This window comes from Acinetobacter sp. USHLN143 (genome assembly GCF_037145695.1).
In the GTDB taxonomy this organism is placed as follows: domain Bacteria; phylum Pseudomonadota; class Gammaproteobacteria; order Pseudomonadales; family Moraxellaceae; genus Acinetobacter; species Acinetobacter fasciculus.
This window is the reverse complement of record NZ_JBBCWZ010000062.1, coordinates 1-17,275: the sequence shown is the minus strand read 5'-3', so window position 1 is coordinate 17,275 and position 17,275 is coordinate 1. Positions and strand designations below refer to the sequence as shown.

The 17,275-nt window shown below is 39.6% G+C and carries 15 protein-coding genes, 1 other RNA gene and 2 pseudogenes; 17 read left to right on the top strand and 1 reads right to left on the bottom strand.

Going from position 1 to position 17,275, the window contains the following annotated elements; genetic code table 11:
* From WFH18_RS13510 to WFH18_RS13495, 4 genes and pseudogenes are all read left to right on the top strand, one after another.
* Positions 1-94, top strand: a pseudogene (locus WFH18_RS13510) (IS5/IS1182 family transposase); the annotation flags it as partial.
* Positions 95-700 carry a fimbrial protein gene (locus WFH18_RS13505; protein WP_305177565.1) on the top strand — a complete coding sequence of 202 codons (606 nt, stop codon included), beginning with the start codon at positions 95-97 and terminating at the stop codon, positions 698-700.
* 18 nt (positions 701-718) lie between these two features.
* Positions 719-1,432 (top strand): fimbrial biogenesis chaperone, encoded by a 714-nt coding sequence (locus tag WFH18_RS13500; RefSeq protein ID WP_305177566.1) that lies wholly within the window; start codon positions 719-721, stop codon positions 1,430-1,432.
* 17 nt (positions 1,433-1,449) lie between these two features.
* A complete protein-coding gene (locus WFH18_RS13495; protein WP_305177567.1) occupies positions 1,450-2,526 on the top strand; it encodes a fimbria/pilus outer membrane usher protein in 1,077 nt (358 codons plus the stop codon).
* On the opposite strand, the gene WFH18_RS13490 is transcribed toward WFH18_RS13495, so the two are convergent.
* Positions 2,504-3,255 (bottom strand): IS5 family transposase gene (locus tag WFH18_RS13490; RefSeq protein ID WP_228738633.1). Its coding sequence is split into 2 segments (ribosomal slippage): positions 2,504-3,021 and positions 3,021-3,255, totalling 753 coding nucleotides; the frame shifts between segments, so codons are not numbered across the junction. The two genes, WFH18_RS13495 and WFH18_RS13490, sit on opposite strands and share 23 nt — an antisense overlap.
* A gap of 88 nt (positions 3,256-3,343) precedes the next feature.
* Between WFH18_RS13490 and WFH18_RS13485 the strand changes: the two genes are divergently transcribed.
* The 13 genes and pseudogenes from WFH18_RS13485 to WFH18_RS13425 all read left to right on the top strand — a co-directional run.
* A complete protein-coding gene (locus WFH18_RS13485) occupies positions 3,344-4,747 on the top strand; it encodes a fimbria/pilus outer membrane usher protein (protein WP_336755036.1) in 1,404 nt (467 codons plus the stop codon).
* A gap of 80 nt (positions 4,748-4,827) precedes the next feature.
* On the top strand, positions 4,828-5,850 hold the full coding sequence (locus WFH18_RS13480; protein ID WP_305177568.1) for a fimbrial protein: 1,023 nt from the start codon (positions 4,828-4,830) through the stop codon (positions 5,848-5,850).
* A gap of 164 nt (positions 5,851-6,014) precedes the next feature.
* Positions 6,015-6,373, top strand: a transfer-messenger RNA (tmRNA) gene (gene ssrA / locus WFH18_RS13475).
* Positions 6,374-6,556: 183 nt separating this feature from the next.
* Complete coding sequence (locus WFH18_RS13470; RefSeq protein ID WP_336755033.1) at positions 6,557-7,690, top strand: tyrosine-type recombinase/integrase; 1,134 nt, start codon at positions 6,557-6,559, stop codon at positions 7,688-7,690.
* Positions 7,691-7,920: 230 nt separating this feature from the next.
* On the top strand, positions 7,921-10,299 hold the full coding sequence (locus tag WFH18_RS13465) for a hypothetical protein (protein WP_224216919.1): 2,379 nt from the start codon (positions 7,921-7,923) through the stop codon (positions 10,297-10,299).
* A gap of 375 nt (positions 10,300-10,674) precedes the next feature.
* Positions 10,675-11,676, top strand: a complete 1,002-nt coding sequence (locus WFH18_RS13460; RefSeq protein ID WP_086044915.1) for an inovirus-type Gp2 protein — start codon at positions 10,675-10,677, stop codon at positions 11,674-11,676.
* A gap of 42 nt (positions 11,677-11,718) precedes the next feature.
* Positions 11,719-12,681 carry a hypothetical protein gene (locus WFH18_RS13455; protein ID WP_086044080.1) on the top strand — a complete coding sequence of 321 codons (963 nt, stop codon included), beginning with the start codon at positions 11,719-11,721 and terminating at the stop codon, positions 12,679-12,681.
* A gap of 599 nt (positions 12,682-13,280) precedes the next feature.
* Entirely contained in the window at positions 13,281-13,541 is a 261-nt protein-coding gene (locus tag WFH18_RS13450; protein ID WP_086044914.1) for a hypothetical protein, read from the top strand.
* Between the two features lie 12 nt (positions 13,542-13,553).
* Complete coding sequence (locus WFH18_RS13445; RefSeq protein WP_125274920.1) at positions 13,554-14,123, top strand: hypothetical protein; 570 nt, start codon at positions 13,554-13,556, stop codon at positions 14,121-14,123.
* A 45-nt stretch (positions 14,124-14,168) separates the two neighbouring features.
* On the top strand, positions 14,169-14,552 hold the full coding sequence (locus WFH18_RS13440; protein WP_224216917.1) for a hypothetical protein: 384 nt from the start codon (positions 14,169-14,171) through the stop codon (positions 14,550-14,552).
* A 106-nt stretch (positions 14,553-14,658) separates the two neighbouring features.
* Positions 14,659-14,964, top strand: a complete 306-nt coding sequence (locus tag WFH18_RS13435; protein ID WP_005172276.1) for a hypothetical protein — start codon at positions 14,659-14,661, stop codon at positions 14,962-14,964.
* Between the two features lie 131 nt (positions 14,965-15,095).
* Complete coding sequence (locus WFH18_RS13430) at positions 15,096-16,130, top strand: DUF932 domain-containing protein (RefSeq protein ID WP_336755029.1); 1,035 nt, start codon at positions 15,096-15,098, stop codon at positions 16,128-16,130.
* Between the two features lie 210 nt (positions 16,131-16,340).
* Positions 16,341-17,165, top strand: a pseudogene (locus WFH18_RS13425) (YqaJ viral recombinase family nuclease); the annotation flags it as partial.
* Between the last annotated feature and the right edge of the window lie 110 nt (positions 17,166-17,275).

Sequence of the window (17,275 nt, the reverse complement as noted above, 5' to 3'; positions counted from 1 at the left end):
CGATATGACAAGCTCAAAAGAAATTATCAAAGTTCTGTTGCTTTAGCCTGTATATTTTTATGGCTACCTTTATAGGGTTAATTATGAACAGTAAATGTCAACAGACCCTAAATTCATGATTAAAATTCAACATCTCCTTGCTTTCTCTCTCTCTGCTATTTTTGCTGCTCAAGTAAATGCTGAAACGGGAGCTGCACAAATTGAGTTTACAGGTAGCATTAAAATGCCGACTTGTATTGTTAAAGCATCAAATGATGCAATTAAGTTCGATGATATTGCGACTTCTAATTTTAGCAAAATAGGAACAGTGCTAGGTCTAAAGTCATTTAATTTGTCACTTTTGCAAACTGGTGCTGATCAAGCAAAAGCAGATGTCACTTGTCCATCCGTAGCTAAAACATTAAATGCCGATGGCAACTGGACTCCAAATGTTAAAATTACTAACTCAGCTAGTGAGTTGACAAAAGAAGGCTATTTAAAAAATAAAAATGATGCAAATGAACAAGAAGCTACAATTGCTGTAGTAATTCAAAATGCTGATGGTAAAAAATTAGACTTGAATCTTGATGAAGATAAAGAAATTGCGATTTCTTCAGAGTCAAATATTTTGAATTTTGAAGCAGGTTTAATTTCATTAACGGATAACGTAAAAGCTCAAGAAGTGCAAGCCAGCTTAACTTTTGAAATGCTTTATAAGTAATTTAGGTCTGGGAAAAGCATGCGCACGGTTCTTTTGGTTTTTGCTATTACTCTGTTTAATACATCGGTATGGGCTGGTATCTCTTTAACCGGTACGCGTGTAATTTATCCCGCTAATGAAGTCAGTGTAAACGTCTATATGAGTAATCAGACGGACAAACCTGCCTTGGCACAAGTATGGACGGACAATGGGGATCCAAAAGTTATCCCTGCAGCAAAAGATAATCCCTTCTTATTGACTCCACCAGTAAGTCGAGTAAATGCAAAAGCAAATCAAGTTGTCCGTCTCATGCTGAAGCAGAATATGAACATGGCACAAGACCGTGAAAGTTTATATTGGTTTAATTTACTTGATATCCCAGCATTATCTAAAGCGGATGCAGATAAAAACATTTTGCAATTTAGTGTGCGGAGTCGGTTAAAGCTGTTCTATAGACCAACGAATTTAAGTATGACACAAAAAGATGCGTTTAAGTCGGTCACATTTACACAGCAGCTTGGTCAAAAAAGTATCGAAATTAGCAATCCTTCACCTTATTACATCACCTTTGATCGTCTAAATTTCAAGCCTGTGACAGGTAAAGATATTGTCTATGGTGGTGATGTGATGGTTGCACCTTTCGCCTCGCAAAGCATTAGTATGAAACCATTTGATGTGCCTTTGCAGCAGGTCAGTTATGAAGTGATTAATGACCTTGGCGGCAATGAGGCATTTGAGGCAGACATTCGTTAATAAACATGCCTTTTAAAATGCATCCACTTCATTTAATGGCCATGGGATGCAGTATCCAACTTTGTTATGCCGATACAATATCACCTCCTGAGGAAGAGTTTCTATTTCAGGGGGTGTCGCTGTTTGGTGAAGAAAATAAACAGCTCGATATTTCACAATTCCAAGATCAGAATCATATCGAAGCAGGGCAATATCTGTGGAATGCGACAGTCAATCAGAAAGAATATCCACAACAATTATTTGAGCTGAAAATTCATCCTGAAAGCCAGAAGCCTGAATTATGTTTGGGGCAATTACAACTCCAACAATTAGGCATTCGTACTGACACACTCATATTTAACGATGCGGGCGATTGCTTATTTTCTCGTGAAATTAGTCCGTATTTTAGTTATGAAATTCTGCAACAGGCATTAAAAGTCAATTTAACTGTACCGACAGTGATGTTAATAAATCCAAACCTGGAAAAACAACACATCCAGCAAGGTGCCAATAGTTTTTTCACCAATGTGAGTTACAACTATAGTCGTTCAGAACAGCTGCAATATGACAATGTGAATGAGCAACACTTTGTGGGCTTACAAAGTGGTTTGAATCTGTATGGATGGTACTTACGTCATCAAGGGGTATTTTCACTTCAAAATCATGTGAGTGAATACGAATCAGGAACTTATACAGTCTACCGTGACCTTTTGGCGCAAAAAGCCCGTATGAGTTTAGGTCATTTAACCATGTCAGGTAGTAACAGTGTTCCTGTGTTTGGCATGATGCTAGAAAGTGACCCAATGATGCGTCCAGAGACTGAGCGTTATTATTCACCGATTATTGAAAATATTGCCCAGACACATGCTTTAGTCAAAGTTTTTCAAAATGAACGTTTGGTGGTTGAAAAAAGTGTTACACCGGGCCCATTTCGCATTGATCAATTGCGAGGACTTAATCGACAAGGAGATTTATTGGTCGAGATCCATGAGACCAATCAGAATGTGCGACGTTTTGTTGTGCCGTATGCAATGCAGCTGAATTTACTGCGACAAAAACAATTAAATTATCGAGTCGCACTAGGGCGTGTCCTCATTTGGCTTTACACCAAATAAATATGCAAGCAATGTAAATCATAGACTGGTAATTTCGTGCAAGCTTATCAAATCGGGTTGCAATCGCTCGGAAATGCTTCAATCTCGCAAACACATTTTCAACTAAATGTCTTAATTTATATAGATATTTATCAAACTCCTTATTCGATCTTTTACTATTTGATCTCATTGGAATGATGGGAATCATATCCTTGTTCTGGGCATATATTCTAATGTGCTCAGCATCATACCCCTTATCAGCAATGAGATAAGTTGCCTCGCCTACAGTATCAATCAGTTGTTTTGCAACTTGACTGTCGTGGACGCCACCCCCAGTGATTTTAAAATCAATCGGTAATCCATTCGCGTCGGTTGCAAGATGTATTTTTGTTGTTCGTCCACCACGTGATTGTCCAATTGCTCTTTCGAAACCATTCCGAGCTCCACTTGCATGTTGATGCACGCGTATGTAGCTTCCGTCAATGAATACCCATTCTTGATCCAAGACGCCTCGTAATCTAAAAAAAATTTATTCCACAATCCCTTGCTTGCCCAACGATTAAAACGATTATAAGCAGTTTGCCAAGGACAAAATTCTTGAGGAATATCACGCCATGTGGCGCCTGTACGCAGTTTCCATAAGATCGCTTCCATGATATTTCTACTATTCTTTGAACGGTAGCAACCATGTAATCGCATAGTATCTTGAATTTGCTGCCAGATATCATCGGTAAGAAGAGTACGTGCCATTGAAAATATAGAAATAAAAATAACTCAAAGGAGGATTTTAAGTATTTAAAACCAATTCTTCAAATGAGGACACGCCCTAGGCAATTTTATAGATCAAATTGAACATACTTCAGTACCTGTATTTCAAAGTGAAATGGAATATGGGTATCGCCATAATATGAGTCTATCCAGTGGGCTGAGCTATGCTGAAGGGTATCTCGGGGCAACCTGGGGAGCGATTTATAATTATCTGATAGGTGGTTTTGCCTTTAAATTGGATTATGCACAGGCTGAACAATTGTCTCAGCAGGGCTATAAGTTCCAAGTAAATTATCAAACACAGCCTGCACAATGGGGTAGCAGTATTAATCTGAGTGCAGCACAACATTCACCTGAATTTCCAGTATTTTCGACAGCATTGCAAGCCAGGGTTGTTACAAAAGAAGATGACAGAACGCCTGCACAAAGTTTAAAGCAAGATGTTCGGGTGAGTTTAAATCAAAGTTTGACCGAGGGGCGAGGGACTTTAGCGCTGAGTGGGCTGTGGCAAAATTATTGGAATAGCAGCAATCAATCGCAGCAATTACAACTCAGTTATGCCAAGGCGTGGCGCAAGGTCCAATATAGTTTGAGTTATAGCCAAAGCAAAACATCAGCACAACTAGCAGATCGAAACCTATTTTTAAGCCTGAGTTTGCCTGTTGGTTCTGCAAAAGTCAGTGCCAATATTCAGCAGCAAACATACACACAAAAATCCCTGAAAAGCACCATGAACTTGAATAATCGTTTAGGGGACAGCGGTCTTTGGAATTATACCCTCAATGCAGGCTATTCTGAGGTAGATGAAATGGTAAGTTCCAACCTTGGCACGAGTCTGAGTTTTAGTGGCAGTAAAGTTCAAGCCAATATGGCCTACAGCCAATCAGATGCAGACCGCCAAATATCGTTCAGCAGTGGGGGTGCCATGGTGATTCATCGTTATGGTGTGACATTGGGGAAGCCAGTGGGAGAAACCTTTGCGATTGGGCATATTGAAACCAATAATGATTTAAAGAGCACAAAAAAATGGGGTGAAGGATATGACCGTTGGGGAAATACCATTTATAGCAATTTAAATCCATATACATCGAATCATATTAATTTTAACCCAACGATGTTGCCTTTAAGTGTGCATTTAGATGTGCTTGAATATGAGTATTATCCACGTCGTTATAGTTCAGCTTTGGTGGTCTTTAAAGCCGAGCAGCGGGAAAATATGGTATTGATGCTTGAAAGCGATAGCAAACTTGATATTCCTTTGGGGGCCACGATTGAAACAGAACACGGTGAAACTTTTGGATTGGCAGGGCAAGCCAATCAAGTTTTCTTGCAGAATCGTAAGTTCCTGAAACAAGGTGTGCGTTTACGTTGGGGGAGTTTGGCTCACCAACAATGTGTGCTAGATGCGATTCAGGTGGATAACAGTGCCGATGATGCACCTTTAAAAATGATCGAAGCACGTTGTCAGTCATGAAGAAATTTATAGTGATGTTTGGTTGCATACTAGCAACAGTGCTAACGACTGCAACATGGGCAGAGGATCACTTAGGTTGTATGACAACGATAGATGTAAAATTTCAAGCATCTTCAATATCAATTCTCCCGAAAACTGCGACGACCATGACTCCAATTGATGTGCCAAATCACAGCAATATTTTAATAGATTGCCAAGGCAAATCATTGCTGAGTGTTGGTTTTCAAATGTCACAGCAAAGTGATCTAGATGTCGGGTATAGTCGGCAAGATGGCCAGTATTACTATTATAAAATTCGTTCCGTTGCAGGACGAACATCAGGCAGTGCCGCAATTGAATATCTGATCCAACATGCTTATCTTGCATTTTCGACCCGTATTTTGGATAAGTTAACGTCGGTTCAAGTTAGTGACAGTACACAAAATTTAAATCTGTTGCCTTATGCTCAAAATGAAATAGACATGGAGCGATATAACTTATCTATAGGCTTGAGTAATATACAATTCTATTTTGATGCCTTGCCAACGAACGATACCATTGTAAATGAGCTAGTTATTTTGCCCATTCAGTTGAATCTTGGACAGCTGAATATTCAACACTCTTCCCAAGATGGGAATAGCATTTGGTCACCGAGTATCGCACCGCAAATTGATCTATATCTGTCAGGAATTGAGTTTCAACGCGGCACATGTACCGTGAAAGATCAAACTGTGATTTTGGATGAAGTTGCTGTATCGGCATTTCATCATGATCGCCCAACGAATGTAGGAAATCCTCGTTATTTTGATCTTGATGTGCAATGTAGCGCCTATTTGAATCAGCGTACCTTGAATGCAATTTGGCAAGACAATAACCAGCTCGATAACATGAATAACATCGGTTATTTATCATCTGCAAAAACTGTAGGTATAACTAATGTCGGTATACAGATTCGAGATGAGCATGATCAACCGATTTCTATTGGACAGACTTATGATCTAACCACACCAATTCAGGGTAAAACGGCATCAAAACGCTATTCAGCACGGTATTACTTGGCAGAAGGGCCTGCATTGGTGGGGAAGGTAAATGCTCAAGCGACTTTGCAAATCAGTTATCGCTAAAATAATGTTGGATTAAATAATGGGTTACTCAGCTTTTATCTTGATGTGTTTATATAAGGCATGAAACTTTGTCGATATAGTCAGCAGTGTTTGTATTTGGTAGCTAAATTCAGTGGATAGTGCTCGTAATCAGCTTTTTTTATGTTATGATTACTCTGTACTTTGGGGGTGTTTCTGGCTTCGACGCTGGTGATGAAACTCATAGATGCATGCCGAGAGCGCATTTTCTCTCGTAAATCAAATTTGCATTTTTTAGTCGCAAACGACGAATCATACGCTCTAGCTGCCTAAGGGCAGCTTGTCCGCCTCTCCGAATACTTGTGGTTAGAGAGTCCGACTGAAGCGCACGCACACAAGTCCGTATAAAGCCAAGCCTCGGGGCTTTGTACTAAATTAAGAGGATCGCGATTTGTACCCTGTTCGTCGGGTCACAAAGAGTTAAAACAATAGACGATATCTAAGCATGTAGTATTCTCGAGCGTAGTGCTGGCGGACGCGGGTTCAACTCCCGCCACCTCCACCAAAATTCTTTCCGAAGTAATCCGTCGGAATCTGAAAAAGCCTTTAAACTCAATGTTTAAAGGCTTTTTTATTGGCTGTATTGTCCGACCCTATCCTAAGCTGTTTGACCCTATTTTTGCTTTATGTGGGTCAAAATTGGGACAATTTGACCCACTAAATAAGTTTAATTATGTGGGACAAAGATATGTCACTTACTGATGTGCAATGTAAAAAAGCACTACCGCAGGAAAAACAGTATCGCCTTTCTGATATTAATGGTCTGTCTTTACGAATCGATCCGAATGGCAAAAAATATTGGTCTATCAGATACACGGAAAATGGACAAAGGAAGTCCAAAGCATTAGGTATCTATCCTGAGCTAAGTTTAAAGCGTGCACGGGAGATCGCGCTTGATCTGAGATACAAACTCAAAAATACAACTGAGGTTGAGCAGGAGCAGCCTTATTTTAAGGAAGTCGCAGAGGATTGGTTCAATAATCAAAAAGAAACCTGGTCATCCAAACATATTAGTAATGTTCGGGCTTCCTTGGATGAGCTTTATATTGCTCTTGCTAATAAGCGTATTAATCAAATTCAGGCACCTGAGATTCTGCAGATCATTAAGAAGATTGAAGCTAGAGGGGCGTTTGAAATTGCAAAACGTACCTTGTCTCGTTGCGGCATGGTCATGAAATATGCCATTGCACATGGATACCGCTATGATAATCCGGCAGGTGATCTGGTTTATGCCCTCAAGAACAAAAGAGTCAAAAATCTGGCTTCGCTTACTGCCTCTGAAATGCCTGAATTTTTAAGAAAGGTAAGAGCATACCCAAGTGATGCTCAAACACATCATGCCATTATTCTGATCATGCTGACAGGCGTTCGAGTTAGTGAATTGCTGCAATCACGCTGGGAGGAATTTGATCTGGAAGGGCGTAAGTGGGATATCCCTGAAGAGCGGATGAAGAACCGTCTTCCACATCGTGTACCGTTGACGGACATGATGATTGCCGAGCTTCAGGCTTTGAGACTTACCCATAATCAGGAACTGCTATTTCCACATCGTTTAAATAACAAAGAACCTATGCGTAGCGAGTCTATTTTGGCCGTAATCAAGCGTTCGGGCTATGCAGGTCGGATGACCACACATGGTTTTAGATCTTTATTCAGTACTGTGCTTAATGAATCAAATTTATTCAATCCTGATGCAATTGAGCGCCAGCTTGCTCATGTACCTCAGAATAGAATTCGCTCTGCATATAACCGAGCGCAATACTGGGATGAGAGGGTAGGGTTGATGGAGTGGTATGGGGAAAAGGTTAAAGAATGGCTTTAAGCAAACAATACTATTAGCTGAAAAAACGGACACATGATGTCCGTTTTTTTACGTTTGAATGATGTCTTTTAGACACTTATTGGTGAATTAAGCAAAGATGAAATTTAAATTTCTGATGGTTAGGGTGTGTTTAAAAATAAAATTTGATAGAGTGAAGATAGGGTCTTAAATTGAAAATAAGATTGGTAATAAAGCGATATAGGTTTTAATTTATTTTTGGGGGAATAGTGGTGGTTCAGCAGATTAGTTGCCAACAACGGATTAAGGAAATTTCTGAGATTTTGAGATTTTGGAGGAGAATCAGGAAAAGTGATTTTTATTATAGTGATTCGAATTTTCAATGTGAAAGCAGATTGCCACTGTCAAATTCACGGTGGCAAATGCTTCAGTGTCTTTACGAGTTTAGCTTATTAAAAGCCTATGGGGAATATATTTCTAATCAGTTTGAAAACCAACTACTAGATTCTATTTATAATAGTGTTGGTGTTCCGAGGGGCGATTTAGAATGTAGATCTGAGATACCTCTGGGCTCGCTTTTGAATGGCGCTCTCTTTCTACCAGCTCAAATTCTGTATCCAGATGTTTTTCGGCAAAAAATCGATCATTACTTAAGCCAACTTATTAAAGCTAACTTTCCTAGAGAAAATATTGATACAAAATCATCTAGCTTCATCCGCCAGCAGATTTCTGTAACAGATGGTTTTTTGGTCAATATGGATGATTGTATTGGTCATTTTAAAGAACGGTTGGATGCGTGTTTTAAATATTCAAAGTCATTAAAGTTTATAAGCTTAAACTTGCTGTATGTAGATCCTAAACCTTCTTTTGTACTTGGTCTTTCTGTTGAATCATTACAACATGCGAGAGAACGCTGTGAAAAACACTTACAAAAATTTTTGAAAAAATTAGATCACGTAGACGGGTTGCTCACCAATTTTAACAAAATAGAATATGGCGTGAATTCAACCTTTAATGTTTTTGGAATTTTCATCTTCAAGAATAAAGATCACATTACCTTATCAATGATGGCGTCTCAAATTCAGAAAGTTTGGTATAGCACCTTTAATGAGCTGACATATTATGAAAGAAATAGTTCATACCCAGATCAAATTACAATTACTCATCCTTATGTGCAACGTGTAGAAAATCATCAATGGTCTAATCTTGTGACCGAGGGAATGTTGAGGAAAGATTCTGCACGCTATACTAATTTTGTACGATTTACACTGAATTACATGGCGAATCAGACTAATTTATTTAAGGTCATGGTTGCAGGCAAAGAGTTACCTGGTGGTAATGCACATTACTATCCTGATCCTAAAAACGAACTGATTCCATTTAATACAAAAAGCTTCAAGACAAAGCGTAAGGTTGTAAAAAAGCCTAAAAGTAGCACAATAAATTTTTTCAGTACGATCGCTAAAAAGTTCACTCTGACTCAAATGGTGAAAACAAAATTAGAGGAAATTGAAATCTGTTATGGTTTTTTGGCAAATGATTTGCAAAGAACTTATCCAGCAGACTTTGCATACGAGTCGATCGATTTGCTCTTGAAAGCTGAAATGTTTGTGTATATAGCAGGAGAATGGAAGCAAGGTATTTCTCAGCCAGCGTACGGAGGGACTAGATCTGTAGGAACCGACCTTAATCAGCTATATGAATTGTTCTTTGAATTTGTTGATCTAAAAACACATTTTGATGGCTTAAGTGCAATTTTTGCTAAATATGGCTTTATATTTAGTATTAGAGTCTTAACCCTTTATGTTGCTATCAAATCAATTTTAATCAATAGAGATAGATTTCACACACAGGTCGTATCTCCTTATGAGGAAAGATCGCAACTAATTGATAATATACGTAATATCTTATCAAGAGATTTGGATCAACTTCTAGGGTTTGTAGAAGAGTTACCGAAAAAAGGGTGTGGATCCTTGAATCGATGTAACTACATTAAAAATATACTGATTCCAAAAAATAAAAACAGCAAAGTTCAAGCAACGTTAACTTCCCAGCAAGCGCAAAGTAAAAAAGCTTATCGGTCTTATATAGATTACTGGTCTGAACAAAAAGGCTTTGATGGGACACATATTTTTATCGGATTTAAAGTGAAATGTTCTAATTTTGTTGAAAATTTTGAAGCTATAGATTCTGCAGTCCGTAATTCAATTGATTTACTGAAAAAATCAGAAGGGTCAAAAATTTATGCTTATCTAGGCCATTGGTGTGTTTTTCAAAATGTGGATATTGGGGAGAGAGAGTATCAATTTAAGATTTTATTTTCATTAGACACACACTATGTCGAGTATGACCAGTCCTCAGAAATTTTAGGGCATACTTTTAAGCAGAAGTATTTTTCAAAATTAGAAGCTGTATTTGATAGATATAATCAGAACTGTGGGGATGACATTGCAAAGGTTGGTATACAAAAAATTCCAATACAATCGGAAATTATCAATTTTAATAATTTACAGCCAGTTAAAGAGATCACAAAAGAAATTGTGTATAAGTGGTTTTATGAAGTAAGCCATAGATTTCAATATTTTATACTTACACCAATTTCCCTCAAAAAAGTTGTGAAAGGAATAAAGGTCTACAAGAAGCGCAAATAGAACTTTATGACTTAACTATCGTAATGAACAAATCTTAAAATCTAATAGCCTTGTCGAGAGTTTAAAAGTTGGATTATGCGGCTAGGCTATGTTGGTTGTTCGTACAATAAGGCGGTTTTTTCTATTATTATAGATAATATCAATAACAATAAGTATTATTTTTATATCTATAACAATAACAAATAGATAAAGTAAAAATGAATGAACTCCTTGGCTGAATTGACCTGTTAGTTTGTAACATCGACAGAATAAAATCATCATTAGATATTTGCTAACACTTGATCAGTTATATATGCCTTCTTTAGATCATGACTTAACTTAAAAAAATAAGTCTATTGCTTAACTATGACGCTAATCATAGTTAAGGAAATTAAAGTGTTTCAATTCGATTTAGATCATCAGGCAGGCGTCATGTATGCCATTCATACCTTTGTCGACGTATGTCTTAATTTGGATATGCCGAATGGAGCGTTTATTTTCAATCTAGAACGCTTATGGAGTGCATTTGAAGTATTTAAACAGGAAGGTGTTGAGTACGCAGCATCGATTAGGGCATTTATCGCAGTCACTGAGTTTGTTAATAGCCAGCGTGGAATGCTCAGTTTTGGTGAATATCTATCAGAGTTTTCTATAGGTGAGATTAAGGGGGTAAGACGAATCTTGCATGCGCATCGAGGGCTCATCCGTGAGGATATTACAAGATTTTATAGCCAAAAAGAACGGAATCGAGTTGGTCTACTTGAGGAGTTCGAGGGTGCGATTAAGGGATACTATTCAGTGCTGCTGATTCGAGTTGATCTGAGCTATAGCAAGGATAACCTGAGAGATATTACGGTACATGACTTCTATCAGCATATCGATAAGCTACGTGATGCGATTACTGATAAGAATGGTTGTTTTGATGCGCTGTTGACCTATGCAGTCGCATTGGAGCAGGGCATAACGAATGGGTTTCACACTCACTTGGGATTGGTGATTAACAAGTCAGAACATCATAATGATTATTATATTGCCAAGAAAGTGATTGATAAGTGGAAGGAGATTACATTAGGCAGGGGGAGTGGGTGGAACATCAATCATTCAGATAGTAAAAAGAACTACGAGGGTCAGGGGCGTTTAGGGATTGGAGATACTCGTCGAACGGGGCCGGAACAATGCAATAATGCTTTATGTGCCATTGCGTATCTCAGTGATCCTGAAAAATATGACCAAATGTTATTAGTTAAACTACAAGGACGTAAAACCTTTTATAAGGGGGATTATCAGCATCATGGCCGTCCTATTCCTGATACTGATGCAAATAGGAAAATCAAAGACTGGAATGGTCAAACCGCTTTAGCAAAGCTGGAAAGGGAGAGTTGGTTTAAAAAAATATGAACATACCAGTTCTATGAAGTCAATTAATTCATAGGACAGCACATGAGTCATTCAGAGTTTGAGTTTATTATAGCACCCCGTTTGGAACAGGATGTTTTAGAGTATTACCAAAGGATTCGATTTACCCCAATCCCCGAAGGTGTTGAATATAAGGAGCATCGAAAAAGCATAGATCAGGAGTTTAAACGAAAGCTGTCTGGTTATTTTACGGGGTGGCGTAGAATGATGACGGCCTGTATGAACGAGCATTTATGCTTTTCATTTTGGGTGGATAAGTTCTTTCAGGCTTACTGTAGCGTATTAAGAGAAGAACAGCTCAATCTCTTAGAAGTGACAGCGCATAAAACCTCAGCTTTCTATACGGAAAAGATCTTAAAAAGATTGAGAATGCTGTTTGAAAGTACCTGTTTATCTAAAGAAATGAATAAGCAGAATGAGCGATACGACAAGCGGATTGAAAAGTTGAGAGTGTCTTATTGCAATACAAGCCAGATCTACCCTGATGCTGTAGATTTGAAACTCGAACTAACTTTAAATGAAGTTGGGAATGAAATTAGCGATTTACAACAGTTATATCGATATTTTTTAAATTTCCAAAAAAATTTAGCTACAGCATTTTGGTATAGAACACAGGTGGTTTATCGTTTTTATCAGATTGTGCGGGATGCTGCGCAGCAACGCTACATTATTCATTTTTATCTAACGTTTAACCGATCGCTCTATTCTGACTCTCTTGGATATTGTAATGATATCAGGGAGCGTTGGCTGAAGGTGACTGGATATATGGGGGCATGCATGTGTCCTGAAGAGAATCATCAACATGCTAGCTTGGATGCTGAGCAAGCACTTCAGATTGATCGAATTCTTCAAGAAGAAGCACAATGTCCGCTGGGTGCGTTAAATAAAATGCCCGAAAATCAAACGGGACTGTATGGACTTCCGAATAGAATCTGTATTTATCCTAAAACTTTTCAATGGTTTGATGGCGCACCAGTGCGACGCTAAAATTTTATATCATATCCCTTTACTTGCTTGACGCTCTACAACGTGCAGATTATCCTTAGCCTGCTGATCTACATCGTCAGCGGGTTTTGACAGACCCATTAACAAAGACAATATGTGAAATTTCATTTTGCATGTTGTGGACCCGTTCGTCCCCCTTTCTTTGCGGTAGGGCGGAGGGGGGACGCGCTTGCGCGTGCTGGTTTCTTTGTTACCAGTCTGTCAACCCTTCTTCGTTCTGCCACCATCAATTGACAGTGATTTGGCAGGATTCTTTTAAAACAAAGGAGTACGCCATGCGCTTACATCAATACTGTCCTTTATATTTCTATTTTTTTATATTTGTGCCGATTAGTGATTAGACCTAAGGCTATGCAATCAACAGCATAGCTGTATCGATGACTTTCTAAGAATAAAACTTTTTCAATTACATATTACTGATATGAAGATGACTCTCTCATGCTGTTTTGAGGGCCGTAGATCCGGGCGCTTTACCGTCTAAATACTTCAAAAAAACATAGATGTTCATTCAACCATTCATGACATGGGGGACACTGGTTCTTGTAAAAACTGGTGATACCTATAAAAAAGAGAAAATGATTATGTTTAAAACTTTCCTAAAAACTGCCCTTATTTCATCATTGCTCGCAGGTGCATCTTTCGCGCAAGCAGGTTGGTTCGCTCAAGCGAGTGAATCCTATCTTGTTCAAGCGCGTCATACAGGGAATGGAGTCTATCAATGTCTCTATAAAACCAATCCTGGTAATCGTGGCTGGAAAAATTTTACAGTGAACTTTCAGGGTGGTTGTCCGCGCTTTGTTCACTACAATGCCAATAATGGCCAAGTTACCGTGCCTAACTAAGCGGGTGAGATCATGAATAATAAAACTTTATTAGGCTTGGCTGCAATTATTGCCATGACGATCATGGTCGTGGCTGGTTTTTATTTTAATTCCAAGTCAAATGGCCAGGCAGACACAGTTGCAACCACTGCTAAAGCCAGTGTGCCTCAAGGGGAAGAGGCAGTAACATCAACTATTATTCAGGGTGGTGATGAGGTTACAAACACTGATAAGGCAGATCTTCAAGAGAAGGTCGTAGCACCAGAGAAAAAATCACGGATCCCGGCATTACTCAGTTTTGAATTTGATCTTAATCAGGATAGCACTGGGACAATTGAGTCCATGATTCCTTATCGGGATTTACCTGAGTTTGAACAAGCCAAAATTCGTCAGTATCAAAATTATATTTTTGAGAAGACTGCTAAAGATACAGGTAAGTCTGTGAATGATTTTAGCCTGCAAGAGCGTGGAGCTCTGGAAACAGAAGACCCTTCACATAGTGTCTATGTCTATAAATTCCATACTGGCAGTGATTGCGAAGTCCATATGGTCGATATCGATGCCAATACCGGTGATTATCAGGTCAGTTATAACTACTGCTAAAGCTTAACAGGTACAGCTGAATATCGAGTGAAGGACACATTTATAATGAATATCTTAATTAAACCTATTCTGCTTAGCACTCTCCTGGTCACCTCTGGATGGATGTTATCGGGATGTAGCTCAAGTTTAGACCCGAACACTTTTACCGTTGAACTGAGTGTTGAGGATACGAGTAACTGGTATGCTCAAAATCAAACAGCTACTGTCTTAACGATTCGCTCCAATTCTCCTGATCCTATCGAAGCAAAAAATGTGTTGATCAATAACGGTCAATGCAGCTATGAGGGATATCGAAGAAAAATTCAATATCCACAATTCTTTAAGATGGGGCAGGTGTTGAAATTGCAGTTAACAGGATGTGGATATAGCAATGTAGTACAGGTGGATGTTGAAACTGACAAGGGCAATGCTAGTTATAGCTTTCAATAAATACTAAGCACAAAACCAGTCACGATTGACTTAAAGACAAAACCGCATCCTTCGGGGTGCGGTTTTTTTATGCCTGACCTTCCAGTTTTTTAATAGGAATTGATCTATGTCTTTCATCCATTGTCCTTATTGCCAGTCAGCCAATATTAAGCAGACTGAATCAGGACACCCTCATGAACAGTATTTTGAACAGCTACGGTATTTTCTTTCCCCAGCCAAGATGGCGCTGTTCGGAATAAAAATGGCGAAGAAGACCGGCGCTCCACCTTTAGCCGGTGCGATGGTTGGGGTGGTTATTGGTGGTGTGTTGGTCGTGGTCAGTCAGTATTATTTTGAACGGCACTATGGTAATGCCATGAATTTTATCTGCCAGGACTGCCAGCAGCATTTTGCCTGGGTAAAGCCTGCTTAATTGGCCTAATCGATAGATCCTCATAGGTCTAAATACGATCTAGCTTTGATCTCACAACCTTACATTTTTCAACACATGCTTTCTTCTAAGCATCTTCAATTTTTAAATTTTAAGATTAAGGAATATTAAATATGGCACATCAACTTGAACAAATGGCGTATGTCGGAGAAACCCCTTGGCATGGTCTAGGGAATCAACTCACTCAGAATCAGCCGATTGAAGTCTGGGCAAAACAGGCAGGGATGGATTGGCGAATTGAATCCTCCGATGTTAGCTACATGGCAAAGAATGAACGCGGGCAGAGCATCATTATGCCTTATGAAGAACAGCGGGTACTGTATCGTTCCGATACTCATGCACCCTTGTCTGTGGTCAGTCAGCGTTATCAGGAAGTCCAGCCTATGGAGATTCTGGAGTTCTACCGGGATTTGACTGAACAATCAGGCTTTGAACTGGAAACTGCTGGTGTACTTAAAGGTGGGAAAAAATTCTGGGCATTGGCCCGTACCGGACAATCTACAGCACTGAAGGGCAAGGATGTCAGCAATGGTTATATTTTATTGGCAACAGCCTGTGATGGGACACTGGCGACAACGGCACAATTTACCAATATCCGAGTAGTCTGCAATAACACTTTAGCCATTGCCCTACGCGGACAAAGCAACAGTGCAGGTGTGGTGAAAGTGCCACACAGTACCAAGTTTGATGCTGACAAAGTTAAGCAGCAATTGGGCATTTCAGTTCGTACATGGGATGAACACATGTATGAGATGAAGCAGCTCAGTCAGCGTAAAGTCACCCAAGGTGAGGCAGCAGCTTTCTTTGATGCAGTGTTTAACAATACCAGCATGAGTGTTGCAGATCAGGGGGAGAACATCATTCAGTTCTATCGCAATATCGCCACTCCAAATCCAGCCAAAGAAAAGTCTGAACCGAATGGACGTGCCATGACTAAAGTCATGGACATGTTTAATGGACAAGGTCGTGGTGCAGAGCTTAGCTCAGCCAAAGATACTGCTTATGGTCTACTGTGCAGTATTACAGAGTTTGCCGATCATGAACGTCGTGCCATGAGTACTGATCATCGTCTCGATTCAGCCTGGTTTGGTGCTGGTGCTGCGTTAAAGCAGCGTGGACTAGAACAGGCGCTTCGCTTAGTGGTTTAAGTTTCATTTAAGCTAGTGCTATTACAATAATGGTCAAGGGTCATGTAGATGATCCTTCTCCAGTGAAAATCCCCTTTTGCCACATCTCCAGATGTGGCTTTTTTTATGCCAAAAATTTTTACAGACCTCACTATTTATAAGGATCAAAGGATGAATCAGATTGCACCGATAAATACCTCTCAACTCCCTCATTTCCCAATTCCGAATGAGATGAATGAATCAAATACCGTAGCTAAACGAACAGCGACAGCCAAACGTTTAGCCAATACTAAAAATATGGATTACCAAGAATGGCTAGAAGTGCGTAAGCAAGGCATTGGCAGTAGTGATGCCGCAACCGCATGTGGATTGAATCCCTACATGTCGATGCTGGAACTGTGGATGATCAAGACCGGTCGAACTCAGCAGAATATAGATGATGACAGCTCAGGCGTTGCACCGTTGTATTGGGGCAAACAGCTAGAGCCATTGGTTGCTGAGTACTACAGTCTGCACACCAATAATAAAGTGAGACGAGTGAATGCCGTGCTTCAGCATCCCGATCCGGATAAGTCGTTTATGTTGGCAAATCTGGATTATGCGGTTGTGGGTAGTGATGACGTGCAGATCCTGGAGTGTAAAACAGCCGGAGAACATGGCGCTAAACTCTGGAGAGATGGTGTGCCTTTATACGTACTCTGTCAGGTGCAGCATCAACTTGCAGTCACAGGTAAACAGGCAGCGCATGTCTGTGTCCTGATCTGTGGGCATGAAACCAAGATCTTTAAAGTCAGCCGTTCTGAATCAGTGATTCAACACATTATTAAGGCAGAGGGTTATTTCTGGGAATGTGTGGAAACGGATACTCCACCATCTGTGGATGCCAGTGAATCCGCAGCCAAAGCGATTCAGCAACTCTATCCAGCACATGTACCACTAAGCGTTGAAGATCTCTCGCAAAATGAAAATGCCAATTTGATGTTTGATCAGCTCATCAAAATGAAGGAAGAGATTCAGCATAAGCAGGAACGCTTTGACCAGCTGAAGCATCACATTGTTAGCGGCAGTGTAAAAATGACCCCCTAATGGCATTTAAAAACTGACCCCCTTGGTTAATATAGCGGTCATTTTGGACTGCTCAACATGTTAACTTTGGAGCAAGCAGT